This is a genomic window from Streptomyces sp. GQFP, assembly GCF_021545335.1.
In the GTDB taxonomy this organism is placed as follows: domain Bacteria; phylum Actinomycetota; class Actinomycetes; order Streptomycetales; family Streptomycetaceae; genus Streptomyces.
This window is the reverse complement of sequence record NZ_CP089312.1, coordinates 3,679,598-3,705,908: the sequence shown is the minus strand read 5'-3', so window position 1 is coordinate 3,705,908 and position 26,311 is coordinate 3,679,598. Positions and strand designations below refer to the sequence as shown.

Here is a 26,311-nt window from a genome sequence, read left to right as displayed (position 1 = left end):
GCCTCGCTCCGTCAGCTTGCGGTGTCGGTCCCGGGCCCCGCGTACGCGGAGGTGAAACAGGACTTGATGGCCTTCTCGGAGAGAGGGCGTCCGGCGAAGTCGAGCCGTGAGGCGACCTTCTCGTCGGGCTTGGTGTTCGGGTCGTCGTCGAAGTAGACCGACCACCAGTACACGCCGCTCATCTTCCGTTCCTGGACCACCTGGCAGACGGCCGTGTACCAGTTGGCCTGCACCTGCGGATTGACCGCGCGCTTGGTGTAGAAGTCGCCGGGCGCGTGGTAGGCGCCGTTCATCGCGCCGATGCCGGCCTCGGCGATGGTGATGTGGGGCAGTGGTCCGGTGGCCTTGCGGTCCAGCCACTTGTTCCAGCCGTCGACCAGCGTCTTCACGGGCGCGGTGTCCGGGACCTTCACCGGGAAGTAGGCGTCGATGCCGAGATGGCTGACCGGCATGTCGATGCGGCCGGAGACGTAGTTGTCCCAGTTGGCGTCGTAGGAGACCTCACCGGAGAAGGTGCTCTCGGCGGAGTCGACCAGGGCCTCCCAGCGGGGGTCGCCCTCCATGGAGTTCAGCTCGGTGCCGATGGTGAAGGTCGTCGCCCCCGCGCCGTGCGCCGCCTTCAGATAGGGCGTCAGGAACTTCTCGTACGAGGCGAACCAGGCGTCCCGGTCGGCGGGGTCGATCTTGCCGCGCCAGCCGCCGTTCGCCACGTCCAGGGACTCCTCGTCCATGATCGGCCGTACGGTCGTGCGCAGTCCGGCCTCGTGGAAGATCCGCAGGACGCGGGCGAGCCGGTCGGGGGTGGGCGTCATGTCGCCGCCGCTGATCTTCGTCGACGTGAGGTCGCCGGTGTAGAAGGGGAAGCTCACGCTGACGGAGTTGGCGTGCAGGCCGACCAGGTAGTCGGAGTGCAGCTTGGCCTGTTTCTCGACGTATTCGAGGTCGTGGTCGGGGTTGTCCTCCCAGTAGATCTGGACGCCCCACTGCGGCATGCCCTCCTTCCACTCCTTGGCCACCCGGGCGGTCCCGGCGGTGGACGTGTCCGTGGTGCTGGGGGCCGTGGTGCCGTCGGCGGCCGACGACGCGGGGGCCTTCGACCCGCCGGTGTCCCCGCCCTTGAGGACGAGGGTCGGCATCAGCGACCCCGACTCCCAGCGCAGCGGATGGTCACCGGCGACGAAGGGGACCGCGATCACGAAGGAGATGACGGCGACGGGCAGCACGGCGAGCATGGGCAGACGAGCGCTCTTCATGAGATGTCGGTCTCTTCCGGATCAGGCGGGCTTGGCGATGACGACGAACTTGTTCTCCTCGCGGCGGATGAACTTCCACAGGCCCTTGATGCCGCCGAGCCCTTCGACGAAGGAGAACAGGGGCAGCATGAGGATCACCGCGATGGGCTCCCACCATTTCCGCCTGCCGTTCGCCGAGGCGATCGCGTTGAGCCGCAGCCCTTCCCAGTACGCCCAGATCACATAGGCGAAGCTGATCGACCACAGCAGGACGACCGACTGGGTCACGGGCGAGGTGTTCATGTCGCCGATGAACCAGGCCACGAAGATGATCGTGCCGACGTGCTGCAGCGGGCCCAGGATCCAGCTCGTCACACAGATCGTCAGGAACCAGCGGTAGCGCAGCGGCACATTGCGGTTGAAGCAGAGGGCGACCAGACCCCAGGCCCAGCGCTCGCGCTGCTTGACGAAGTCCTTGGTGTTGGACGGCGAGGCGCCGTAGCAGCGGCCGTTGAACCAGTCGCTGCGGCCCGGGTAGATCCGGCAGAACGTCAGCGCCAGCCGGGCGTCCTCGACGATCTCCTTGGGGCCGAAGTCCCAGCCGATCTCGGCCTCGATCGACGCGCGTAGTACCAGAAGCTCACCGTGCACACCCGCCGCAGGCGTGCCCAGGCCCGTGAAGGCGCGGAACCGCGCGATGTCGTCCGCCGGGCGGATGGCGTCGGCGAACCACGTGAACATGCTGACCGCGTTCTCCCGCGGGTAGGCCAGGATGCCCTGCGCCATGTGCTTGACCTCTTCGGGCGTGGCACGGCGCTGGCGGTTGATGAACTGGGCGAGCGAGGACGCGGTGTCGGGGCCGACGCCCGTGTCGTCGTCCATGTGCAGCACCCAGACGTTCTCCAGGGCCTCGCCCTCCTCGATGCGCAGCTCGTGGGCGTAGTTGTTGGCGCGGGCCTTGAAGCGGGTGCCGTTCTTCGTCTGGTACGCCTTCGGGACGGTGACCACGCGGATCCACGGGTGGCTGGCGGCCAGCGCGTCGATCCGCTCGGCGGCCTCGCAGCCCTCCTCGGTGAGCACGTCCACGCGCATGTACGGGAACCACTCCGGGAGGTGCTCCACGTAGGAGAGGACGGACCGCTCCAGCGCCGGGTAGGTGTCGTGGCGGCCGATGGTCGGCACGAGCGTGATCAGGAAGTCCTGCTCCACCGGCGCGGGCGGGGTCATCAGATGGGCCCTGCGGGTCCGGCGGCGGATCAGCGCGAAGCCCTGGATCGACACCAGCACACCCGGGACGGGCAGTGCCCACGCGATGGTGATCAGCCAGGCCAGCGGGGAGTCGCTGGGTGTGTACGACCAGAGGCTGAAGGCGGTCAGGCCCACCAGCGGGATGAGGAACGGCAGGATGCCGGGGTTCCACGCGGCGGTGCGTTTCGCCAGTTTGGCGTTGTGCCGCGAGAGCGGTACTCCATCGTCAACACCTGTTGAGGACATGGCTGCTGCGGAGCTCCCCGTGAGATCGGTGGCGCGTTGAGGCATCACCGATCCCGGCCCGTGGCACGCCGAAGCGCGCCACGGCACGGTCACGACGGGTTCCATGCCCCCCAACGCCTTCATTGGCGTCATCAGCCACTTCCGGTTCAGACGCCCCCCCGGGCACCCAGAAAATGGCTGAATAGAAGCGCGATCCTCGCACGTATGTCCAGTGCATGGAACGTTTGTGAGGGCGATGTGCCCAAACGTTAACCAAGTCACTGTTGGGGCGCGGTGGTGATGGGTTGTTACGTCCTTTTCGCGCCCTCCGCCCGTCCGCTACGCCGGTTCCACGATGAGCCAAGCCACGGTAGAGGTGTCGCCCGCGACCCCCTTCACGGAGAACGACGTACCGGCCGTACGGGCCGAGACATACGCGATTCCGGCCGGGGTGCCGCCGGGAGCCTGCACCGTGAGGAAGATGCGGCTCGTTGCCGTGACCGCCGTCGTGGCGACGGTGACCGCCGTGGCGCCGTTCAGGGTGAGGGTGCCCATCTTGGCGTTGGTGCCCTCCCTCACCCGCAGGCCCTTTCCGGCCAGGCCCGCCACGAGGTCCGAGTCGGTGCTGCCGATCTGGGCCGCGCCGAGGCGGCCCCAGCTGGTGTCCCGGCCCGTGGAGCCGCCGGGGCCGAAGGTCTGCGTACCGGAGATGTCGACGGCGAAGCGGTTTACCGAGTCGCCGGTGACCTGGGACTGGAAGGCGCGGGAAGCGGTGTCGGCGCCGGTGACCGCGTAGCCCTGTCCGGCGGCGCGGGTCTGGACGAGGTTCACGCCGGGGCTCGCGGTTGCGTTGACGACCACGCCGGGGCTGGTGCCCGCCTGGCCGAGGGTGATGCGGCCGGTGGTGCGGCTGACGGTGACCGGGGTGTCGAGGGCGGTGCCGTCGTCGGCGTACCGCACGAGGGCGAAGTCGGAGCCGTCGCCGGAACCGGACTCGGCCGCGTCGGTGGTGCGCAGGGCCCAGCGGCGGTTCTTGCCGCGGGACCAGAACTGCACGTCACGGGTGGTGCCGGCGGCCCCCGACACCATGTGCGCGTCGGACTTGTCCCAGACGATGCCGGCGTCGGTGCGGGTACCCGCGGTGACCCCGCTGTGCCGTACGACGACCGCGCCGGCGTCGTTGAAGGGGGCCGTCGTGCCGACGTACTCGCCGCCGACGACCGAGACGCAGCTCGCGGAGTTCAGGGCCGAGGTGGTGATGCCGTACGCGGGGGAGAAGTCGCCCGTGTTGTCGTCGTTGCGGCCGATCGAGGTGGAGCAGCCGGTCAGGACGACGCCCTCGGCGGCCTCGCCGGTGACGCTGAAGCCGGCGGAGTCCGTGGCGCTCTTGCCGTCCCGTTTCGCGAGGCAGCCGAGGAGTTGGAGGAAGCGGCCACCGGCGGAGGTGGCGAGGTGGAAGCCGTCCTTGCCGTTGCGGTCGGTGTTGCAACCGACCATGACCATCGAGTAGTTGATGCCGGTGACGTGGTAGCCGTACTGCGTGTTCCACTCGGCGCGGCAGTCGACCATGGTCACGGCGTTCGGGTTGAGGATGTCGAAGCCGTGACCGCCGTTGCCCTGCGAGTAGCACTGGAACAGGTCGGCGTCGACCAGGCCGCCGCCGGTGCCCGCCGAGTCGCCCCAGGTGAAGCCGTGGCCGCCGGCGCCCGTGCAGTGCACCTGGTTGAACTGGAACGCGGCCCCGTTCTGGGCGTTGACACCGTCGCCGGAGAACCGCCAGATCGTCACCTTGTCCATGCCGACGTCCTTGACGCCGGGGTTGATCCGGACGGCCGTGATGGGGCCGTTCTCCGTGTTCACGATCCGGTTGCGCAGCCCGTCGCATCCCTTGAGCGCCAGGCCGTACAGGCGCGGCCCGCCGCCGTGGGCGGAGTCGTAGTACGTGTCCTGCACCGGGGCCGGGTCGACGGTGATCAGGGCGTCGCCCACGAAGTAGCCGACAGCCGGCCGGATGTAGGAGCCGGTCATGTTGGTGCGGTCCGGGAAGTGCGGGTTCCAGTCGCCGCGGAGCGTCACGCCCAGCGTCAGCTTGAGGGGCGCGGCGATGCGGTACTTGCCCGGCGGGAAGTAGACGGTGCCGCCCTGGCCTGCCGCGTCGATCGCCTTCTGGATCGCGGGCTGGTCGTCGGCGGCGTCGTCGCCGAGTGCTCCGTACGCCGCGTCCCGTACGTTCAGCCAGCCCGCCGGGGTCTCCGCGGCGGCCGCCTCGCCCGCGCCGGCCACCGTGGTGGCGAGGGCGGCGGTGCCGATACCGGCGGTCGCGGCGAGCATCCGGCGTCTGGACGTGACGGAGTCGTGCGTGGTCATGAATGGTCCCCCTGGGCCTGATCCGTACGCGATTCGGTACGCGATTCGATACGCGATTCGGTACGCGAGACAGTTCGCGAGTGACCAACCATCGGCGATTTTCGGCCGACGATCAATGGCCGACGATCAGTGATCGTCGGCCATTGAAAAGGGGAGTGCCGCGTTCCGGCTCGTCCTACTGACTGGCCGCCGAGGCCTGGGCCTCGCCGCGCCGCCGGATCTGGCGGAAGGCGAACTCCGCGAGGTCGTCGCCAGTGGTGAAGACGGCCGTGCTCTTCGTCGTCACGTCCTTGCCGTTGGTGAAACCGGCGATCGTGAAGTAGGCGTAGCGGCCGTAGGAGTTGGTGGTCGAGCGGCAGATCGCCGCGCGGCAGAAGGTCGGGACGCCGCCGCCGGACAGGGACTCGACGATGCTCTTCTTGTCCGCCGTGGTCTTGACCTTCGTGGCCTGCGCCTCGGTGTCGAAGACGGCCACGCCGACCGTCACCGCGACGCCGTCCTTGCTGTACGTGACACGCAGGAAGCGTGTGCACCTGTTGTCCGTGAGGATCTTCGGGAGGGTGCCCTTCGCGGCCGACGCGCAGCTCTTCGTGTCCGCGGTCGGGCCCTTCTTGTAGAGGCGCTCGCCCATCGTCAGCTGCGTACCGGGGAAGAGGATCTCCGGAGCCAGGGGCGCCGTGTCCTTCTTCACACTGGCTATGAAGTCCTTCGGGTCCAGCGGCGGCGGCGCGCTGGTCGGCTCGAACGACGGCGCCGCCGAGGCGGTGTCGCTCGGGATGTCCGCGGTCGCGGGCAGGTCGGAGGTCGGTTTGTTGGAGGCCGTGGTGTTGCCGTCCGCGTTGACCACGGCCATGGCGACGGCCGCGCCCACCCCGACGGTGGCCACCGCGGCCCCCACGATCAGCAGGAGCCTCTTGCGTCTGTTACGGGTCTCGGACGCCTCGGCGAGCGCCGCCCAGTCGGGGGCGTGACCGGCGTTCTGGCCACCCCACGGCTGCTGTGGCGCCCGGCCGCCCTGGTCGTCCCACGGCTGCTGCTGGGTATTCGGTTTCCAGGGATCCCACTGAGGTCCCCCCTGCCCAAAGCTCATGCGCGCATCCTAGACGCCGTACAACCCTTGTGCCGAGGCGTCTCATACGTATCAGCCCGCACCTCGTTTTGACCCGTCCGGGGCAGCGCGGGTAGCCTGGGGTTTCTTATGCGTATCGGCTTGGTCGTTCTTGGACGAGAGCCCCTACGTAGGTTCCCTGGAGCAGTTACCAGTGGGCGGCATACGGGCATCGTTCCCGGCACTGTCGTCCCCAGCTGCACGATCGCTTCAGTGATGCCATGTGTCAGGACCCATCCACTGAAGAAGCGAAGGCTACGAAGTGCGTACGTTCAGCCCTAAGCCCGGCGACATCACTCGCCAGTGGTACGTCATCGACGCCCAGGATGTCGTCCTGGGTCGTCTTGCCACCACTGCCGCGAACATTCTGCGGGGCAAGCACAAGCCGATTTACGCCCCCCACGTCGACGCCGGTGACTTCGTCATCATCATCAACGCGGACAAGGTGCACCTTTCCGGCAACAAGAAGACCCAGAAGCTGGCCTACCGCCACTCCGGTTACCCGGGCGGTCTGCGCTCCGTCCGTTACGACGAGCTGCTGGCGAAGAACCCCGAGAAGGCCGTCGAGAAGGCCATCAAGGGCATGATCCCCAAGAACACCCTGGGCCGTCAGTGCCTGTCGAAGCTGAAGGTCTACTCGGGCGACCAGCACCCCCACGCTGCCCAGCAGCCGGTGCCGTTCGAGATCACCCAGGTCGCGCAGTAGTTCCGGCCACCCCCTAAGACGTAGAGAATTCTGAGGAGAATCGTGGCCGAGACCACTGTCGAGCAGCCGCTCGACGAGAACGCCGATGTCGAGTTCGAGAACGCCGACGTCGAGAGCTACACCACCGAGTCCGAGGCGCCCGTGGCCGAGGGCGAGTACACCGAGGCCCTCGACGGCCGCTTCGGCGACCCGCAGCCGGCCGCCGGCCTGGGCCGTCGCAAGAACGCCATCGCCCGCGTCCGGATCGTCCCGGGCACCGGCAAGTGGAAGATCAACGGTCGCACCCTTGAGGACTACTTCCCCAACAAGGTGCACCAGCAGGAAGTCAACGAGCCCTTCAAGGTGCTCGAGCTCGAAGGCCGTTACGACGTCGTCGCTCGCATCTCGGGTGGCGGTGTCTCCGGTCAGGCCGGTGCCCTGCGCCTCGGCGTGGCCCGTGCGCTGAACGAGGCCGACGTGGACAACAACCGCGGCGCCCTCAAGAAGGCCGGCTTCCTCCGTCGCGACGACCGTGCGGTCGAGCGCAAGAAGGCCGGTCTCAAGAAGGCCCGCAAGGCCCCGCAGTACAGCAAGCGCTAAACGTCGCTCCGCTGTTCCTGCTTGTACGCATCGCCCCGGCGGCACTTTCCGTGCCGTCGGGGCGGTTCGTTTACCGGGGGCTTTACTTATCACAGGCTTACGGCACAGGTGGGCGGAACGGTCCCGACAGCTTGGAAACAGGCACAGGGGATATACGTAGGCAGGTCCGGCATGGACACTCGGCAGAAGCCGCACCCGACACGGCCCCACAGTGGATGAGCCGTACGTACAGTGCATGAGCCGCACATTTTCCAGCATCTTCGGAGGACACCAGTGGGACGACTCTTCGGCACGGACGGCGTGCGCGGTGTCGCCAACGCGGACCTGACGGCCGAGATGGCACTCGGCCTGTCCGTAGCGGCGGCGCACGTGCTCGCCGAGGCGGGTTCGTTCGAGGGCCACCGGCCGGTCGCCGTGGTCGGACGGGACCCACGTGCGTCAGGGGAGTTCCTGGAGGCCGCGGTCGTCGCGGGCCTCGCCAGCGCGGGCGTCGACGTCCTGCTGGTCGGCGTGCTGCCCACACCGGCGGTCGCGTTCCTCACCGCCGAACTCGGCGCGGACCTCGGCGTGATGCTCTCCGCCAGCCACAACGCCATGCCGGACAACGGCGTCAAGTTCCTGGCCCGCGGCGGCCACAAGCTCGACGACGACCTGGAGGAGCGGATCGAGGCGGTGTACGAGGAGCACCGCACCGGCGCTCCCTGGGACCGCCCGACCGGCGGCGGCGTGGGGCGCGTACGGACGTACGACGAGGGCTTCGAGCAGTACGTCACCCATCTCGTCGGCGTGCTCCCGAACCGCCTCGACGGTCTCAAGGTCGTGCTGGATGAGGCGCACGGCGCGGCCAGCCTGGTCTCGCCCGAGGCGTTCACCCGGGCCGGCGCCGAGATCGTCACGATCGGCGCCGAGCCGGACGGCCTCAACATCAACGACGGCTGCGGCTCCACCCACCTCGGCAAGCTCCAGGCCGCTGTCCTCGAACACGGCGCCGACCTCGGCATCGCCCACGACGGCGACGCCGACCGCTGCCTCGCCGTCGACCACACCGGCGAGGAGGTGGACGGCGACCAGATCATGGCCGTACTCGCGCTGGCGATGCGGGAGCGGGGCGTACTGCGGGCCGACACCGTTGTCGCGACCGTGATGTCGAACCTGGGCTTCAAGCTGGCGCTGGAGCGGGAGGGGCTGTCCCTGATCCAGACGGCGGTCGGGGACCGGTATGTGCTGGAGGAGATGAAGGAGCACGGGTACGCGCTGGGCGGCGAGCAGTCCGGGCACGTGATCATCTCGGACCACGCGACCACGGGCGACGGGACACTGACCGGGCTGCTGCTTGCGGCCCGGGTCGCGCAGACCGGTCGTACGCTGAAGGATCTCGCGGCGGTGATGGAGCGGTTGCCGCAGGTGCTGGTGAATGTTCCGGACGTCGACCGGACTCGGGTGGGGTCTTCTGCGGAGTTGGCCTCCGCGGTCGCCGACGCCGAGCGTGAACTCGGGGCCACCGGGCGGGTGTTGCTCCGGCCTTCCGGGACCGAGCCGTTGGTCCGGGTGATGGTCGAGGCCGCGGACATCGACCAGGCCCGGTCCGTGGCCGGGCGGCTGGCTGATGTGGTGAAGTCCGCGCTCGGTTAACCCGGTTGAAGAGGGACCGTCGGCGATCCCGGACGCCTGGTCGCGACGTGTGTGCGGAACGGTCTGCCAGGGCGTTGGCCTGACCGTGTACCGGCTGGTGCGGGAGGTGCCGGCCGACGCGGTCAAGCGCGGGGGTCCTGGAGTGGCCGCGTGGTCGTGTGCCTCGACCGGTACAGGGTCGGCGGTCGGGTGAGGGCCGAGGTCGGCGATGACGGGCGGGGCACCCCGGCGATCGTCCGCTCCGAACTGTCCACCGGGCACGGGCTGATCGGGCTGCGGGAGCGGGTCGCCGTCTGCGGCGGCACGTTCGACGCCGGTCCCACCAGGGACGGCGGCTTCCGGGCGCCGCCACCCTGTCGGCAGCGGACAGCTCCGGCCGGAGGCCGCATCATGATTCAGGTGCTGTCGGCGACGCCCAGGCGCTGGTGCGTTCCGCGCCCGCCATGCTGCTCACCGGCGAGGACGGCATCGACGTGGTGGGCGAGGCCGCCGACGGCGCGGAGGCCATGGCCCTCGCGGCTGAACTGCGCCCCACGGTCGTCGTCACGGACGTGCGGATGCCCGGCGCGGACGCCGCGGCCCTGACCCCGGTCATGGATCGTTTTCCCTGCACGTGTCACACGGTGGCCGTTACGATCACCCGGTCTGATCATCGACGTCATGCGTGAACCACAGGGGGCCGGTATGGGTACGGAGCAGCAGTCGAGCGGTGTCGCGAGACGGCGGGCGTTCTTGACGGGGGCCGTCGGAGCGGTCGGCGCGGTCGGCGCGGGGATCGTCGTGGGGGCGGCGACGCCTGCCGCCGCCGGCGTCGCCTCGGACTGGTTCGACGTCAAGGAGTACGGGGCCGTCGGGGACGGCGCCACCGACGACACCGCCGCTGTCCAGGCCGCGATCACGGCGGCCGTGGCGGCCGGGGGCGGGACCGTCTACCTGCCGGGGGGCAAGTACCTGGTCAAGCCCTCCGGCGACACCCCCGCACTGACGGTCACCGGGAACAACGTCCGGCTCGTGGGCGCGAACAGCAAGGCCGCGATGCTCGTGAAGGGCGCTGACGGGCTGTTGCTGCGGATGTCGGGCGCCGGCGCCGACAACACCGGTGCCACACACCGGCGTTACTGCTCCGTCGACAACCTCGGCTTCAACGGCAACGGCAAGACCGGGAAGCTGCTGGAGCTGTACTACGCCGACAACTGCTACTTCCGTGACGTCTTCATGACGAGCAATCAGGACATCTGCATCGACGCCGTGGAGTTCTGGGACTCACGGTTCTACAACCTGGTGATCGAGGCGTGCACGGGGCCCGCGGGAAGCACCGCCCACCCCAACATATGGCTGCGCAACACCTCCACGGCCACCGCCGGAGCCTGGGGGCACAGCACCGACAACATCAACCAGATCCACTTCACCGGCTGCCGCCTGGAGGCCTTCGGCACCGGCGCGCTGTGGATCACCCAGGGCCCGGCGGGCACCAACAACCCCAACGGGGTCCATCTGACGGACTGCAAGTTCGAGACCTCGCAGATGCAGGGCGGCCCCCACCTCAAGGCCGACGCCTCCTGCAAGCACGTCCACGCGAGCAACATCTACGCCTACGCGGGCGGCTTCGCCACCGGCTACTCCACCCCGCAGAACATCATCTCCTGGGCCGCGACGGCCAGTTCGCTGGAGAACGTCCTCATCGCCAACGGCGGGACGGCCACCGTCAACTCGGGTGTGCTCGTCTACGCGGGGACCGGCGCGACCGCCGTACTCCGTGACGTCGTCGGTCTGTACGGCACCAAGCCGACCGGTACGCACCTCTACTACGAGGCGAGCAGTACGGGCGACTTCCTGGTGGAGAACTGCTACGGCAGCACCGGCGGACAGGCCAGCGGCACCATCCCCACCCGCAACCAGCCGGGCCCGCCGCTGCGTCTGGTCGCCGGACCCGTCACCGACGCCTCCTTCACCAGGACGCCCCTCGACGGGACCATGGCGGTGGACACCGCCTCCGAGCGGCTCTACGTGCGCGTGGGCGGCGCCTGGATGTGGACGCAGCTCAACGGGTAGTCCCCGTCTCTTACCGGGCCTCTTACCGGGTCTCTTGCCGGGCTTCGGCTTCGGTTTTCCGGCGCTGCCTGGTCCAGAGCCACTTCTGGGCCAGGAGCGTGAGGGTGGCGGCCAGGATGATGCCCAGGAGGTTCAGGAGGAGCTGGACCGTGGAGCCCCAGGTCTGGTTGGTGTCGCCGTAGCTCAGGGCCACGGCCGCGTTCGCGGCGGCCGGGACCGTGGTCACGGAGATGGCGACGCCCACCAGGGCGCCGGACTTCGCCGAGGTCAGGGAGAGGGTGCCGGCGGCGCCGGCCAGGACCGCCACGACGAACGAGAACCAGTCGTAGGCGTACACGAAGCCGGTGTTGGGGCGGTCCGCCTGCAGCTGGGCCTCGGTGAACAGACCGACGGCGTCCATGAAGAAGCTGAAGCCGACCGTCACCGCCATCGCCGCCGCGAAGCCCACGAGCAGTGCGGTGAGCGAGCGCGCCGCCAGTCTCGGCCGACGTCGTACGAGTGCGGTGCTCAGACCGGCCAGCGGGCCGAACTCCGGGCCCACGGCCATCGCGCCCACGATCAGGATCGCGTTGTCGAGGACCACACCGCAGGCCGCGATCATCGTGGCGAGCGTGATGAAGGCGACGTACGTGATCGAGAGCGTCGACTCCTCGTGCGTGGCGTCCGCGAGGTGCTCCCAGAGGACCGCGTCCGCGCCCTCGCCGGGTGCCTCCTCCGCTGCCTTGTCGGCGCGTTTGGAGAGCGACAGGTCGATGTTCTCCACGGCGATCGAACCGGTCGTGTCGAGGTCCAACGCCCGCAGCCCGCCGATGAGTTCGTCGCCCGCTTCCCGGGCCACGTCACACATCACGACGTCCCCGGCGGGGTTGCGGGCGGCGCCGGGGACGACGACCAGGTGGGTGGCGCCGACCGTCTTCTCGATCAGGCGGACCACGTCGTTGGTCCGGTCGGCGGGGGTGATGAGGCGTAGGTGGAGCATGAGGGCAGGGTACGGCTACGGCCCTATGTCTCTACAGCTTGCGCAGGCTGAGGCGCTGCACCTTGTGGTCCGGGCCCTTGCGGATGATCAGGGTGGCGCGGCCCCGGGTGGGGGCCACGTTCTCCAGGAGGTTCACCTTGTTGATGGTGCGCCAGGTGGTGCGGGCGTAGTCCAGGGCCTCCGCCTCGGACACCTGGGTGTACTTGCGGAAGTACGAGGAGGGGTTCTGGAACGCCGTCTCGCGCAGCCGCCGGAAGCGGTTCAGGTACCAGCGCTCGATGTCCTCGGGTCGGGCATCGACGTACACGCTGAAGTCGAAGTAGTCGGCGAGGCCCACGCGGGTGCGGCCGTCGCTGCCGGGGAGGGCGGGCTGGAGGACGTTCAGGCCCTCGACGATCAGGATGTCGGGGCGGCGGACCGTGAGCTTCTCGCCGGGGACGATGTCGTAGATGAGGTGGGAGTAGACGGGGGCCGTGACCTCGTCCTTCCCGGCCTTGATGTCGGCGACGAAGCGGGTGAGGGCCCGGCGGTCGTAGGACTCGGGGAAACCTTTCCGCGACATGAGGCCGCGGGAGGTCAGCTCGGCGGTGGGGAGCAGGAAACCGTCCGTGGTCACCAGTTCTACGCGCGGGTGTTCGGGCCAGCGGGAGAGCAGGGCCTGGAGGAGACGGGCGACGGTGGATTTCCCGACGGCCACGGACCCTGCGACCCCTATGACGAACGGGGTGCCGGTCTGGGTGCCCTGTTCGCCCAGGAAGGTGTTGAGCGCACCTCTCAGCCCGTCGGTGGCGCCGATGTACAGATTGAGGAGCCGGGAGAGCGGGAGGTAGATGTCCCGCACCTCGTCGAGGTCGATGACATCGCCCAGACCACGCAGCTTCTCGACCTCCTCGGCGGTGAGGGGCAGCGGCGTCTTGTCGCGCAGCGCACTCCACTCGGCACGGGTGAGGTCGACGTAGGGAGTCGCCTCCGGCCGCTGCCGGTGGGCGCTCCGGGGCATCGAGGAGACCGGAGAGATCACAGTCCATTGTTACGGGAGTGTGGACGGGGTGGGGGGTGGGGTGCGTCACGCCACCCCCCACGTCCATGGTTCCGGCTGGTCAGCCGACCGCCCCCTTCTCCGTCCAGCCGCTGCTCACCACCGTCGTGTACGCGCCCACCGCCGTATTGCCGCCCCGGTAGAAGCGGACCGTGCCCAGGTCGTCGTTCATGACCGCCCACATGTCCGGGATGCCGTCCAGGTTGACGTCCGGCCCGCCCATCAGCAGCCGGACGCTCGATGTCGTCCAGCCGGAGGCCGCGTACTCGGTGTCCGAGCCGTTCAGCGAGCTGGTGGAGACGGCGAGCGAGTCGAGGGAGGTGCCGCCGGCGCCGTCGGACGTGCCGTAGCGGAGGAGGAGGCGGCCGGAGGGGACGCTGCGGTAGAGCAGGTCGACCTCGCCGTCCGCGTTGTGGTCGCCGAGGGAGACCAGGTCGCGATCGGCCCAGGCGGTGCCCTCGTTCTGGAGGACGGCGCGGGAGAACGTACCGCCCGTGTAGCCGAGGAAGGCCCAGTACTGGTTCCCGGCCAGGGCGAACAGGTCGGGCCGCTTGTCGTTGTCGATGTCGCCGACGGCGAGGATCTGGTCGAGGTCGGCCGGGTCGGGGGCGTCGGCGGGGAGCTGGATCTCGGTCTGCCGGTTGATGTCGACGCTGCCGTAGCCGTCGCCCGGGTAGACGTAGAGCTTGCCGTCGGGCATCCGGGCGACGAGGTCCTGGATGCCGTCGCCGGGCAGGAAGTCGCCGTTGTGGGTGATGAGCGCGCCGGTCCAGTAGCTGTCGTAGGCGTCGTCCTCCGCGAGGACCGCGCCCTCGTCGTGCGCGGCCGGGAGCGAGGCGTGGATGTCGCCGTTGCTGGGGGCCGGGTACAGGCGCAGGTCGTCGAACTGGTCGATGACGAACAGGTCGGGCTTGGCGTCGCCGGTGACATCGCCGGGTGCGTCGGCTGTGTCGCGCGGCTTGACGTAGAACACGTACTTGAACGCCTCGGAGACGTTGGAGGCGGCGTCCACGGCACGGACGTACAGCACGTTGGGCCCCGCGGAGGGCGGGGTGAGCGTGGCCGTGGCGGTGCCGCCCGCCGTGGCCGGGGTCGCGCTGTGGTTGAAGGTGCTGTTGTTGTACGAGAACTCGTACTTCACGGTGTCCGTGCTGCCCTGGGCGTCGAAGGTCGCGGCGCCGCCGGTGCCGAACGGGACGCTGCTCCAGACGGCGCCCGTGCCGTCGTCCTCGGGGAAGACGGTCGATGTCACGCCGGGGGAGTTGGGGCGGGAGGCGTCGTAGACGAAGCCGCAGTTGCCGTCGCCCTTCGGGGCGTACGAGGAGCCCGCGCCCGTGGCGTCGAGGCCGCGCACACGCCAGTGGTACGTCTTGCCGTTGACGAACTTGCTGCTGGAACCGTCGATGCCGTCGAGGGTCACGCTGGCCTTGCCGGTGGAGGTGACGGTGATGTTGGCGTCGTGGATCATCGTGCTGCTGCCGGACTGCCAGACCTCGAAGTCCAGGTACTTCAGGTCACTGTCCGGGTCGGTACCGGTGGCGTCGAAGGTCAGGTCGGCGGCGCCGACGGAGGCGTACGGGGCGGTGGTGTCGCAGTCGGGGCCCGGGGTCATGTGGAGCTTGGTGGGCTCGGCCGGCTTGCGGGTGTACGTCATGACGAGCTTAGGCGCGGCTTCGCCCTCGGCCTTGAACTTCTTCCAGGAGTAGGAGGAGGACTCGTCGGTGGCTCTCAGCCCGATGAACAGGCTGACCCAGCCGGCGTCGGCGGCGTCCTGGGCGACGGACTTGGCGTCGTAGGTGACGTACGCGTCCGGGCAGGAGGAGTTCCAGCCGTGGGCGAAGGACTTGGTGCCGATCTGGCTCGCCCAGCTCGGCTGGTTGTTCCAGGTGGTGGCGGAGGAGATGGCCCCGGTGCGCCACAGCTGCATCTCGCGGGCGGTGCAGGACCAGGCGTAGGTCTGCTGCAGCCGGATGGTGGCGGTGTTGATGGTGGCGCCCTTGAAGCTGGTCTTCCAGCCGAGACGGAAGAAGGTGCGGGACAGACCGCCGGTGGTCGACTCGTATCCGACGCGGCCCTCGGTGGTGCCGGTGTTGTAGTTGGCGCCGTCGTAGAAGCTGGAGGTGGGGTGCTTCTTGTAGACCGTGGTCCAGTTGGTGGTCTTGCCGGTGATCGACGGGTCGACGAATACGGGGTAGACCGTGTCCTCGCCCGTCAGCAGGGAGAGGTCGGGGGCGACGGTCAGGGTGGCCGAGGTGGTTCCGGGGCCGTCGAGGGCCGAGGTGCCGACCGCCCGGTGGGTTCCGGGGTGCGGGCCGGTGAGGCCGGGCAGGGCGAACACCTCGGCGGGGGCGGGGCTGCTCACGGTGGTGGCGGTGCCCGTGCGGTACGCGGACTGCTGGGTGGTGCTGGTTCCGGTGCTGTCGCTGTCGCTCGGGCTGGGTTCGGCTGCCGGGGACTCCGACGGCGACGGTGACGGCGCGGTGGGGTCGTCCTCGGGGTCCGGTGCGGCCGTGTCCTCGGTGTCGGCGCCCGTGGGGTTGTCGGACGGGGCCTCGCCCGGCTCCTCGGAGTAGGAGGGGGAGGGCTCGTCGGTGGGTTCGGCGGGCTCGGGATCGTCCCCCTCGGTGACGGCGGGGGTGCCTGCCGAGTCCCACAGGTACGGGGTCGGGGAGACAGCGATCTCCTGGCCCTCGGCATCCCGGGCGGTCACGACGTCGGTCACCGGATCGAGGTGGAAGGTGAGATCCGGCGAGGTCAGACGGTAGGAGAGCGAGGCGAGCGCGGGATCGGCGGCTGCCTCGGCGCTGTGCACGACCAGGACGTGGCTGAAGCCGCTGTCCCGGGCGGTGAGCAGCAGGTCGACGCCGTCGAACACGCCCTGGTAGAGGGCGCTCGAACCGTCGATGACGGGGGTGGGGAGGGTGCCGGGCCAGCCCATGGTGATCTCGTGCGTGCCGCTGGTGAAGGTGACCAGGTCGGTGTACGTGGTGGTGTCGTCGGCCACGGGGGTGACTGCGGTGCGGTTCGTGCGCGAGGCGCGGGACACGGTGTACGCGACCGGGCGCGCGGCGCTGGAACGGTCGCGGCCCGCCGAGAAGACCACCGGCGAGTTCGTGGCCCTGGGGGCCCAGCCCTCCTCGGTGCGGGAGAGGGCGGTGTCGATGGGCCGCCACGCGTCGTCGACCTTGGCCCGTACGGGGGCGCCGTGCGCCGTCACTTCGAAGCTGCCGTTGGGCAGGGCGTAGGTGGTGGAGGTGGCGTCGCGCAGGGCGGTGACCTCGACCCGCTTGCGGGCGTTACGGGCCTGTGTCTGGGCGGCGGTCTCGGTCAGGGGGCCGGCGGCCGCTTTCGGGTGTTCCTTGCTTCCGGCGCTGTCCGGCTCGCCCCATTCCGGGGCCGTGAGGAGGGTGATGCCCAGGGCGGCGGCGACCAGGGCTGCCACCCCTGTGAGACGACGACGGTCCACGGTGCTGAATTCCCCTCCCCGTAACGACATCGCGCGGGCGTTGTTGAGCGTTCCGTTCCGCGCGGCCGTATTCAATACCGAACCGATGAACCTGTGAATTGCCAATGAAGGCGAATTCGACGTGGTTGGTTCGACGCCGTTGAGCGTGCGCGAGCAGCATGCCGGATCAACGCTTCGTCAGTAAAGGCCTGTTCGCAGGGTTGTGCGATCGGGGGCGAGTTTCATGATGAAGGCGGATTTGGCGCCAAAATCCACCGTGCGAGCCGAGTCGGATGTTTTGGTGAAGTTAAAGCGGAAGTATATGTGAGGTAAATCACCCACCTCAAAAAGTGATTGACCGCATGCGAATTAATGGCAGAAGATCCGCCCGTCACCGGATCGAGCTGGGGGGCTGCGGCCGTCGTGTGGGGATCGCTTTTGCGCAGACGTCTGAGAATGCGGATCGGTGTGATCGTCGCGCTGGTCGTGGCGCTGACCGTGGGCACGCTGAGCGGCGCAAACGCCGTGCCGCCGCCCAGTGACGACCGCAACGGCGTCGAGCTGGTCGACCTGCCCGTCGCCGAGGAGACAGAGGGCGAGGACGGCGGCGCCCTCGCCGACCTGACCACCGGCGACACCCAGCCCGAGGTGGAGTACGAGCCGACCAAGGTCGCCGAGCCGGCCGCCGCCACCGCCACCGAGACGGTGTCCGGCCTGGCCGCAGGCGAGACCGTCCCCGTCGGCACCCTCCCCATCGAGGTCGGCGCCCCAGACGACGCCACCACCGCCCAGGCACAGGCCCTGGAGGGCGCCTGGCAGGCCACCCTCGTCGACGAGACCACCCTGGCCGACCGGGACATCAACGGCCTGGTCTTCCAGGTGGACCCGCCGGACACCGCCACCGGCGACGCGGTCGTCGCCCTGGACTACACCCAGTTCGCCGAGCTGTACGGCGCCGACTGGGCGGACCGGCTGCAGTTCGTCAAGTTCCCCGCCTGCTTCCTGACCACCCCGGACACCAAGGGCTGCTCCGAGCCGACCGAGGTCGACACCCGGAACGTCATCGAACCCACCACCACGGATGTCACCGGTGACGGTGTCCTGGACGGCGTCCGGCGCGTCGAGGCCGTCCTCGACGTCACCGAACTCACCGACTCGACCTCGACCAGCACGGCCGGCACGGCCGCCGCGACGGACGAGGGCGTGATTACCGACGGCGTGTACCGCAAGACGGGGACCGACGCAGGCGCAGGAGCACGCACCGCCGCCGTCGATTCCGAGGCCTCCGTGTTCGCCGCCACCTCCTCCGGCAGCGGCGCCAAGGGTGACTTCTCCGCGACCCCGCTGGTCAGCGCGGGTTCATGGGCGGCCGGCAGCAGCTCGGGCTCCTTCAGCTACACCTACGGACTCCAGGCCCCGACCGTCCCCAACGGCCCCTCGCCCAGCATCGTCTTCGGCTACGACTCACAGGTCGTCGACGGCCGTACGTCCGCCACGAACAACCAGGCCTCCTGGATCGGCGACGGCTGGGAGTACAACCCCGGCTCGGTCACCCGTACGTACCGCGCCTGCCGCGACGACCTGGCGGACGGCGCCAACAACGCCAACCGCAAGACCGGCGACCTGTGCTGGGGCTCCGACAACGCCACCCTCACCCTCGGCGGCACCACGACCGAGCTGGTCAAGGACGACACCACCGACGACTGGGTCACCGCCAACGGCGACGGCTCACGCGTCGAACTGCTCACGAACACCGCACTCGGCAACGGCGACGCGGACGGCGAGTACTGGAAGGTCACCACCCGCGACGGCACCCAGTACTACTTCGGCAAGCACAAGCTGACGTCCACCGCGACCGAGGTCACCGACTCGGTGCTGACGGTGCCGGTGGCCGGTAACCAGTCCGGCGAGCCCTGCCACGCCACCGCCTTCGCCGACTCCTTCTGCGCCCAGGCCTGGCGCTGGAACCTCGACTACGTCGTCGACCTCCACGGCAACGCCATGACCCTGTGGTGGGACAAGGACAGCAACTACTACGCCAAGAACCTGAAGTTCAAGGCGCCGGTCAAGTACGACCGTGACGCCCACCTCACCCGCATCGACTACGGCCAGCGCGAGGACACCCTGCTCTCCGCCGAGCCGATCGCCCGCGTCACCTTCACGGTCGACGAGCGCTGCTTCACCGAGGACGGCATCGTCTGCACCGAAGACAACTTCACCTCCGGCGACTGGGACAAGACCCACATCTGGTACGACACCCCGGCCGACCTGTACTGCTCGGGAGCGAGCGGCAAGGAGTGCTTCGTACCGGTGCCGACGTTCTGGTCGCGCAAGCGCCTGGCGCAGGTCACCACGTACACCCAGCGCACCCAGGGTTCCACCGCTCTCTCGAAGGTCGACTCCTGGACCCTCCAGCAGTCGCTGCCCGCCGAGCGCACCGACGAGGGCACCGCCCTGTGGCTGGAGTCCATCACCCGCACGGGCTTCGGCGCCGACGGCTCGGGGCTCGCGCTGCGCCCGGTGACGTTCGTCGCCAACACCGAGTCCATGCCCAACCGGGTCAAGGAGGGCGCGAACGACCCGGCCCCGACCTTCGACCGGCTGCGCATCGAACGGATCGTGAGCGAGTACGGCGGCGAGACCCTCGTCGACTACAAGGAGCCCACCGGCTCCTGTGCCTCGGGCAGCGGCTTCCCCAAGCCCGAGGAGAACACCGGGCTGTGCTTCCCCGCGTACTGGCACCCCGACCCGGACAAGGCCGACGAAAGCATCGACTGGTTCAACAAGTACGTCGTCGCCAACGTCCAGGAACTGCCCGCCATGACGGGCGTCCCGACGATGACGACCTCCTACGAGTACGTCGGCGGCGGCGCCTGGGGCCTGAACCAGGCGGAGTTCTCCAAGAAGAAGACCCGCACGTACGACCAGTGGCGCGGCTTCTCCCTCGTACGCACCATCGGCGGCGCGGACAACACCGAGCAGTACGTCGGTACCGAGCGCTCGATGACCGAGACCCGCTACTTCCGCGGGATGGACGGTGACCCGCTGCCGGACGGTACGACCCGTTCGGTCACCGTCACCGACTACGCAGGCGCGACGATCGCCGCCGACAAGCTGCCCTACGCCGGTCGCGTCGCGGAGACGATGACGTACACGAAGTACGGCGGCGAGCTGCTGACGCGCTCGGTCGACCGCCCGACGCACACGGTGCTGGCCACCCGCACCCGCGACGGCGGCATCCCCGCGCTCAGGGCGTACCGGGTCCTGGACGACCTGAACGTCTCGGTGACCCGGTCGTCCAAGACGGGCGACGACAAGCGTGAGTGGCGGACCGTCAGGTCGACGACCGCGTACGACGAGTACGGCCTGCCCGTGCGGGTCGAGTCGGAGGGCGACACGGACCGCACGGGCGACGAGTCGTGCACCGTCTCGTCGTACGTCCACAACACCACCGACTGGCTGATCGGCCTGCCCCTGCAGTCGCGGACCACCCCGGGCACCTGCGCCGCCGCGGCCACGGCGACCGACGCCGACCTGATCGCCGGCTCACGCGTCGCCTACGACGGCGGCGAGTACGAGGACACCCCGACCGGCGGCCTGGCGACCACCACCTGGGACATCGACGGGAACGGCGCCTGGAGCCGGCGCGGCACGCTCACCTACGACGACTTCGGCCGAGTGAAGTCCACCACCGACGCCCTGGACCACACCGACACGACCACCTACACACCCCCGACGGGCCAGGTGTACTCGGTCACCACGGCCAACGAACTCGGCCACGAGGAGACGACGGTCGTCGACCCCGCCCGTGGCACCTCCCTGAAGGAGACCGACGCCAACGGCCACTACAGCGCGTTCGCCTACGACGCGCTGGGCCGCACGACGGCCGGCTGGAGCGACGCCACACAGACGACGTCCACCGAGCCCGTGGTGAGGTTCGCGTACAACACCTCGCCCGGCGAGCCGGTGTCCGTGGTGACCTCCGCGCTCAACGACCGTGGTGTGTACGAGGATTCGGTAGTCCTCTACGACGGCCTGGGCCGTGAGCGGCAGCGGCAGGAACCGGCGGTCGGCAAGGGCCGCCTGATCACCGACACCCACTACAGCGCGAACGGCACGATCGAGCGCACCGACAACGCCTACTACGCGCCGGACGACCCGAAGACGGTGATGTTCGAGGTCGAGTCGGATTTCCGCGTCCCCAACGCCACGCTGTACGCGTACGACGGCTTGGGCCGGACCCTGTCCGAGACCCCGTACGAGGCGGGCTCCACGAAGCCCGAGAAGTCCACGCGTTACCAGTACGGCTACGACTACTCGACGGTCATCGAGTCCAACGGCGCGGCAGCACAGCGCAGTTACAGCGACGCCCTCGGCCGCACGGTCCGCGTCGACACCTTCACCGACGCGCTGCGCTCGGCCTACCGCGCCACGGAATACACGTTCGACGCGCGCGGCGACCAGGTCGGCGCGACCGACAGCCAGGGCAACACCTGGTCGTGGACGTACGACGCCCGGGGCCGCCAGCTCACGGCGACGGACCCGGACACCGGCACGACGACCATGACGTACGACGTCCTCGACCGCCCGGTGACGACGACCAACCAGCTCGGCGTGAAGGTGTGGACGGGCTACGACGTACTGTCCCGCCCGACCGAACAGCGACTGAACTCGTCCACGGGCGAGAAGCTGACCGAGACGACGTACGACGGACTGATCGGCGCGGTCGGCCTGCCCTCGAAGTCGACCCGCTACACCGACGGCCTCCCCTACACCACGAAGGTGATGGGCTACACCGACGACTACCAGCCCACCGGCACCCAGCTCTCGCTGCCGCCGCAGGTGGCGCAGCAGCACGGCCTGGCCGAGTTGTACGCGTACGCGTACGAATACTCGCGGATGGGCCAGCTCACCTCGGTGACCCTGCCGAAGGCGGGCACGCTGGACGCGGAGCAGGTCGTCACCCGCTACAACGCGGACGGCCTGCCGGTCTCCACGTCCGGCCTGGACTGGTACACGGCGGAGACGGACTACAGCCCGTACGGCGAGGTCCTGCGCACGGTCAGCGGCGAGATGCCGACCAGGGTGTGGACCACGAACCTGTACGACGAGTCGACAGGCGAACTCACCCGCTCGATCGTGGACCGCGAGTCGATCACGGACACGACGGGCGTGGCGGGCCACCGCGTCAACTCCCGTACGTACGCGTACGACAACGCGGGCAACGTCACGAAGACCGAGGACACGGTCGACTCGGTGACGGACCGCCAGTGCTTCTCGTACGACGTGATCGGCCAGCTCACGAGAGCATGGACGGCGAGCGACTCTTCGTGCGCGACAACTGCTGACGGCACGCCCACGGGGGTGACGGCGGGTGCGCGGGGCGACGGCTACCACAAGAAGTACGAGTACGACGAGGCCGGCAATCGCAAGAAGCTGGTGGAGTACGACCCGGCCGGGAACGCGGCGCTGGACGCGACGACGACGTACACGTACGGCAAGTCGGACGGCACCCAGCCGCACACCCTGACCGGGATGTCGCACACGGCGGGCTCAGCTCCGCAGGTCACCGAGGCGGCGACGCTGACGTACGACGCGACGGGCAACACGGAGACCCGTACGTACGGCGGCGACGAACAGGCCCTGACCTGGACGTGGGACGGCCAGGTCGAGAAGGTCACCGGCTTCGGCGAGAACGGCTCCGGGGCGTGGGTGGGGCTGGAGGGCAAGTGCCTGGACGTGCAGTCGGGAGCGACGGCGGCGGGCACGCCGGTCCAGTTGTACGACTGCAACGGCACGAAGGCGCAGAAGTTCCGCATCGACGCGGCGGCGGGGTCGTCGGACGCGTCGACGGGGGCGCTGAAGGTGCTGGGGAAGTGTGTGGTCCCGTCCGGCACGGCTGCGGTACTCGCAACCTGCGACGGCAGTGCGGGCCAGCAGTGGACGACGATCGCGGCGGGCCACAAGCTCAAGCACGCCTCGTCGCAGAAGTGCCTGGACGTCCCGTCCTCCAACTCGGCGTCGGGCACGGACCTCCAGCTGTACACCTGCGACACGGACGGCCAGGCCCAGACCTGGGCACCGGCCAACGAGACGACGTACGTCTACGGCCCCGGCGGCGAGCGCCTGATGGCGCTGAGCGCCGCGGAGAACGTGCTGTACCTGGGCGACACGACGGTGGCTCGGACTGCGAGCGGGACGGCCGCGTACACGGAGCGGTACTACGCCCAGCCGGGCGCCCCTGCTGTCATGCGGCACGCCCAGGGCAGCGCCACGACCTCGACGCTGCACGCGCAGATCACCGACCAGAACGGCACGGCGTACGCGGATGTGTCCCTGGCGGCGGGCAACGCGGTGGTCTTCTCGCGGACGGACCCGTTCGGGGTGCAGCGCGGCACGGAGTCCAACGGGTGGCGCTCGCACCAGGGTTACATCGGCGGGGGCGACGACGCGGCGAGCGGGCTGGTGCATCTGGGGGCGCGGGAGTACGACCCGTCGACGGGGCGGTTCCTGTCGGCGGATCCGGTGCTGGATCTGGCGGACCCGGTGCAGATGAACGGGTACGTGTACTGCGAGAACAATCCGGTCACGTACGCGGATCCGTCGGGGCTGGCGTCGGATGCCGGTGGGGGCGGGGGTGGCGTCAGCAGCGACCCGTCGGCCTCGGAGGTCGCGGAGGCGCGCAGGACGATCGACACGTCGGTGTCGCAAGTCATCCTGTCCATGGGCGGGGAGATGCTGAAGGAGTTCGTCGGCTGGAAGGAGATCAAGAACTGCTTCTCGAGTGGTGATCTGTGGTCCTGCGGCAAGATGATCGTCTCGGCCATCCCGTGGACCAAGTGGGGGAAGATCCCCTCAGTGCTGGCGACGGCGGGCAAGATCGCGAGGGCGATCATCGGGCTGAATGCCGCGAAGGCCAAGGCCCACAAGGTCATCGAGGCTGCGAAGAAGGCCGCGGAGTTGGCCCGCAAGGCCAAGGAGGCCAAACGCAAGGCCGCCGAACGGGCCGCACAGATCAAGAAGGCGGCACAGCAGGCCAAGACCAGAGCCACGAAGGCGGCGGCGAAGAAGACCGGCAACGCCGTCCAGAAGGCGAAGAAGACGATCGCCAAGGCCGGCGAGGCGATCAGGACCGGTTACCAGAAGGTCAGGGCCAAGCTGGGAGGCAGTTGCAAGACCAGCAACAGCTTTGTCTCCGGCACGCTCGTCCTGATGGCCGACGGCACCACCAAACCCATCCAGAACGTCACCAACGGCGACAAGGTCCTTGCCACCGACCCCGAAACCGGCGAAACGGCCGTGGAAACGGTCACCGCCGAAATCACCGGCGAGGGCGTCAAACACCTCGTCAAGGTCACCATCGACACCGACGGAGACAAGGGCGACGCCACGGCCTCGGTGACCGCGACCGACGGCCACCCCATTTGGGTCCCGGAACTCGACGACTGGATTGATGCGACGGACCTGAAGTCGGGCCAGTGGCTCCAGGCCGGCGCCGGAACGTACGTCCAGATCACGGCGGTTGAGCGGTGGACGGCCCAGCAGGCGACAGTCCACAACCTCACCGTCAGCGACGTGCACACGTACTATGTGCTGGCGGGCGAGGTCTCGGTCCTCGTCCACAACTGTGGTGGGTCACAACCCGGGCACTCCGAGCTTTGTAGGTGCGATCCGGAGAATCCCCGCAGTGAGGTCGTCTTGGACGCAGGCTCGTTCGAACAGGCCAGAAACCAGGCCATGGACATCGTGGGACCCATTGATACCGGTTCGTGGCAACGACGGCAGGGGACGATGGAGTCTGCGGTCGATACTTTTGGTAGGGATACGGGGTTCACTGCGACCAGTGGCGGGAATTACAGATCGTTCCGCCTGGACACCGACCCGAGAATTGGCACGCACATCAATGTGATGACGGGTAAGGGTGCGTTGGTTCGCAAAACGGCGATAAGGTTCCCCGGTGGGAGCATTTTGACTTGGCTGAGGCGGAACGTATGACCGAAAGTAGTTCCTATGCGAGTCACCCGGAATACCTTCCGGACTTCATGAACGACCCCCGCGACGATGACGGTCGCCAGGTTGTGAAGTTGGATCTCGCCGAGAACCGTGGACTGACGGCAGCGAGCCTGAGCAGGTTTCCGGCCGCCAGGGGCGACGTAATCGACTTCGAATCTATTTCGTACGAAGACCGTCTCTGGTGGGACGACGAGGAGCATTGGACGAGGATGGCGGCAGAACTGCTTTCCTCGTACGTACAGCGGGGGGAGCGGATCGCCATCATCTGGGGAAATTATCTGATGCCGACCGTGACCATGCCTGCAGATGTCGCAGTGCGACACGCGCAGGACATCCTGGACGCCGGGCCACACTTCTGGATCCACCCGCTTGGTGGTTCGGTGCTCATTGAATGCCTGATGGATGGGCAGGTGACGGTCGCGACGATTCCGTCCCCCTAGTACTACAGCCGATCGTTCACGTGACGTGATGATTGGACTCGTTGATGGTGGATGGGCAGAGCGACTGCAAAGTTCGTTGATCGTGCGTTGACGGGTCAGTCGCTGATGGCGCAACGGAGAAAGTGAACGCAGTACATAATGAAGAGTTCTGGTATAGGTCGCCGCACTCGTAGCGGCGCCTTCGTAACCCTGGTTCTTCCCTTCGCGCTGGTCGCCGGATGTGGGAACTCCAGCGGTTCCGGCGGCGAGAGCGGCGCAAGCGCAGGGGGCGAGACTGCCGCCTCCGTTGTGAGTACCCCGAGTTCCCCGAGCGCGTCCGAGGCGCGGGCCGCCGCCGAGTTGGACAAGCTGGCCCTGGCGGAGAGTGATCTCAAGGGGTTTGCCGTCAGGAAGCTCAAGGCGGTCGAGGTGCTCACGCAGCATGACGTGCGTACGGCCGAGGAGGACTGCGCTCCGCTCAGCCAGGCCGAGCACGGGGTGGCCATGGGGGACCCGGTGGCCACCGCGCAGCGCCGGGTGACGTTCGAGTTCGACGCCGACGCGATCGCCGCCGCGGGCTCCGAGGAGGAGTTGGACGCGGTGTTCGCGACCAGTCATACCGCGGTGACCCTCGCCTCGTACGACAGCCCGGACCAGGCTCGGGCGGTGCTCAAGGCGCTCAGGAGCGGACTGGCCACGTGTGAAGGCGGGTTCTCCTCGTTCGGCGTCGACAAGGTGAGTACGGACACCGCGCCGAAAGCGGGTGACGAGGCCGTCGCGTTCACCGTGACACCCGGTCAGGACGATGCCCTGGTAGGTCCGACGAAGGCCGTGGTCTTCCGGCATGGCAGCACCATCGCCCAGTTCGGCACCGAAGACCCTTCCGCCACCGGACCCACCGACGACTTCGAATTTCCGACTGCCCTGATCGAGGCCCAGGAAGCGAAACTGGGCTGACGGTTCACAGTCGGAATCGAACCCTCCAAATGGCAGTGCGACGATGCCGGCCTCGTTTTGGTTGCGTGATTGCGGGATTTTTTTGTGTCGCGCGGGTGGTTTCGGTCATGGAGCTCGGTGTGGCTTTTCGGGTACTTTCTGCCGGAGTTGACCTGGGTGGGAGGCGTAGCTATTGCCCAACTTCTCTCCATTCTGGGCGGTATGCGGATTTCTCGGGTCGGGTCAATCAAGGCTCGATTTCAGGCAATCGATCACAGTGGCGTTGCGATCGGATATCGGCTGGTGCCTCTGTGAACTCCCGCTGTTTTCT

At 68.5% G+C, this 26,311-nt stretch carries 15 protein-coding genes; 8 read left to right on the top strand and 7 right to left on the bottom strand.

The features are described 5' to 3' along the window. Positions 1-11: 11 nt before the first annotated feature. The 4 genes from LUX31_RS16145 to LUX31_RS16130 all read right to left on the bottom strand — a co-directional run bounded on the left by LUX31_RS16145 (position 12) and on the right by LUX31_RS16130 (position 6,162). Positions 12-1,253 (bottom strand): glycoside hydrolase family 113, encoded by a 1,242-nt coding sequence (locus tag LUX31_RS16145; protein WP_235475492.1) that lies wholly within the window; start codon positions 1,251-1,253, stop codon positions 12-14. A gap of 21 nt (positions 1,254-1,274) precedes the next feature. Further along, the gene (locus LUX31_RS16140; RefSeq protein WP_235475491.1) at positions 1,275-2,726 is read right to left on the bottom strand and encodes a glycosyltransferase family 2 protein; all 1,452 of its coding nucleotides are present in this window, start codon (positions 2,724-2,726) and stop codon (positions 1,275-1,277) included. A 318-nt stretch (positions 2,727-3,044) separates the two neighbouring features. Beyond that, the gene (locus tag LUX31_RS16135; RefSeq protein ID WP_328285661.1) at positions 3,045-5,072 is read right to left on the bottom strand and encodes a glycosyl hydrolase family 28-related protein; all 2,028 of its coding nucleotides are present in this window, start codon (positions 5,070-5,072) and stop codon (positions 3,045-3,047) included. 175 nt (positions 5,073-5,247) lie between these two features. Next, positions 5,248-6,162 carry a hypothetical protein gene (locus LUX31_RS16130; RefSeq protein ID WP_235475490.1) on the bottom strand — a complete coding sequence of 305 codons (915 nt, stop codon included), beginning with the start codon at positions 6,160-6,162 and terminating at the stop codon, positions 5,248-5,250. A 280-nt stretch (positions 6,163-6,442) separates the two neighbouring features. Here LUX31_RS16130 and rplM point away from each other — a divergent pair, with 280 nt between their 5' ends. From rplM to LUX31_RS16105, 5 genes are all read left to right on the top strand, one after another. Further along, on the top strand, positions 6,443-6,886 hold the full coding sequence (gene rplM, locus LUX31_RS16125; RefSeq protein WP_235475489.1) for a 50S ribosomal protein L13: 444 nt from the start codon (positions 6,443-6,445) through the stop codon (positions 6,884-6,886). A gap of 42 nt (positions 6,887-6,928) precedes the next feature. Continuing rightward, positions 6,929-7,465, top strand: a complete 537-nt coding sequence (gene rpsI / locus LUX31_RS16120; RefSeq protein ID WP_235475488.1) for a 30S ribosomal protein S9 — start codon at positions 6,929-6,931, stop codon at positions 7,463-7,465. 273 nt (positions 7,466-7,738) lie between these two features. After that, the gene (gene glmM / locus LUX31_RS16115) at positions 7,739-9,097 is read left to right on the top strand and encodes a phosphoglucosamine mutase (protein WP_235475487.1); all 1,359 of its coding nucleotides are present in this window, start codon (positions 7,739-7,741) and stop codon (positions 9,095-9,097) included. 425 nt (positions 9,098-9,522) lie between these two features. Then, positions 9,523-9,765 carry a response regulator gene (locus LUX31_RS16110; RefSeq protein WP_268828162.1) on the top strand — a complete coding sequence of 81 codons (243 nt, stop codon included), beginning with the start codon at positions 9,523-9,525 and terminating at the stop codon, positions 9,763-9,765. Continuing rightward, a complete protein-coding gene (locus LUX31_RS16105; protein WP_328285660.1) occupies positions 9,758-11,149 on the top strand; it encodes a glycosyl hydrolase family 28-related protein in 1,392 nt (463 codons plus the stop codon). The genes LUX31_RS16110 and LUX31_RS16105 overlap by 8 nt, the downstream gene beginning before the upstream one ends. Before the next feature lie 22 nt (positions 11,150-11,171). On the opposite strand, the gene LUX31_RS16100 is transcribed toward LUX31_RS16105, so the two are convergent. From LUX31_RS16100 to LUX31_RS16090, 3 genes are all read right to left on the bottom strand, one after another. Beyond that, on the bottom strand, positions 11,172-12,128 hold the full coding sequence (locus LUX31_RS16100; RefSeq protein WP_235475485.1) for a DUF389 domain-containing protein: 957 nt from the start codon (positions 12,126-12,128) through the stop codon (positions 11,172-11,174). 31 nt (positions 12,129-12,159) lie between these two features. Then, a complete protein-coding gene (gene coaA, locus LUX31_RS16095; RefSeq protein ID WP_443046056.1) occupies positions 12,160-13,128 on the bottom strand; it encodes a type I pantothenate kinase in 969 nt (322 codons plus the stop codon). A 100-nt stretch (positions 13,129-13,228) separates the two neighbouring features. Then, positions 13,229-16,633, bottom strand: a complete 3,405-nt coding sequence (locus LUX31_RS16090) for a hypothetical protein (RefSeq protein WP_235475483.1) — start codon at positions 16,631-16,633, stop codon at positions 13,229-13,231. A 435-nt stretch (positions 16,634-17,068) separates the two neighbouring features. Between LUX31_RS16090 and LUX31_RS16085 the strand changes: the two genes are divergently transcribed. The 3 genes from LUX31_RS16085 to LUX31_RS16075 all read left to right on the top strand — a co-directional run bounded on the left by LUX31_RS16085 (position 17,069) and on the right by LUX31_RS16075 (position 26,001). Beyond that, positions 17,069-24,607: a ricin-type beta-trefoil lectin domain protein gene (locus tag LUX31_RS16085; RefSeq protein WP_235475482.1), complete on the top strand. Its 7,539-nt coding sequence runs from the start codon at positions 17,069-17,071 to the stop codon at positions 24,605-24,607. Then, on the top strand, positions 24,604-25,065 hold the full coding sequence (locus LUX31_RS16080; RefSeq protein ID WP_235475481.1) for a hypothetical protein: 462 nt from the start codon (positions 24,604-24,606) through the stop codon (positions 25,063-25,065). Before LUX31_RS16085 ends, LUX31_RS16080 begins: the two co-directional genes overlap by 4 nt. A gap of 288 nt (positions 25,066-25,353) precedes the next feature. Continuing rightward, complete coding sequence (locus LUX31_RS16075; protein ID WP_235475480.1) at positions 25,354-26,001, top strand: hypothetical protein; 648 nt, start codon at positions 25,354-25,356, stop codon at positions 25,999-26,001. The last annotated feature ends 310 nt before the right edge of the window (positions 26,002-26,311 follow it).

What these genes read in the sequence shown, in the direction of transcription:
- LUX31_RS16135 (WP_328285661.1), bottom strand. Translation starts at nt 5,072, where the DNA reads ATGACCACGCACGACTCCGTCACGTCCAGACGCCGGATGCTCGCCGCG.
- LUX31_RS16100 (WP_235475485.1), bottom strand. Translation starts at nt 12,128, where the DNA reads ATGCTCCACCTACGCCTCATCACCCCCGCCGACCGGACCAACGACGTG.
- LUX31_RS16080 (WP_235475481.1), top strand. Translation starts at nt 24,604, where the DNA reads ATGACCGAAAGTAGTTCCTATGCGAGTCACCCGGAATACCTTCCGGAC.
- LUX31_RS16145 (WP_235475492.1), bottom strand. Translation starts at nt 1,253, where the DNA reads ATGAAGAGCGCTCGTCTGCCCATGCTCGCCGTGCTGCCCGTCGCCGTC.
- LUX31_RS16105 (WP_328285660.1), top strand. Translation starts at nt 9,758, where the DNA reads ATGCGTGAACCACAGGGGGCCGGTATGGGTACGGAGCAGCAGTCGAGC.
- LUX31_RS16130 (WP_235475490.1), bottom strand. Translation starts at nt 6,162, where the DNA reads ATGAGCTTTGGGCAGGGGGGACCTCAGTGGGATCCCTGGAAACCGAAT.
- coaA (WP_443046056.1), bottom strand. Translation starts at nt 13,128, where the DNA reads ATGCCCCGGAGCGCCCACCGGCAGCGGCCGGAGGCGACTCCCTACGTC.
- LUX31_RS16140 (WP_235475491.1), bottom strand. Translation starts at nt 2,726, where the DNA reads ATGTCCTCAACAGGTGTTGACGATGGAGTACCGCTCTCGCGGCACAAC.
- LUX31_RS16085 (WP_235475482.1), top strand. Translation starts at nt 17,069, where the DNA reads ATGCGGATCGGTGTGATCGTCGCGCTGGTCGTGGCGCTGACCGTGGGC.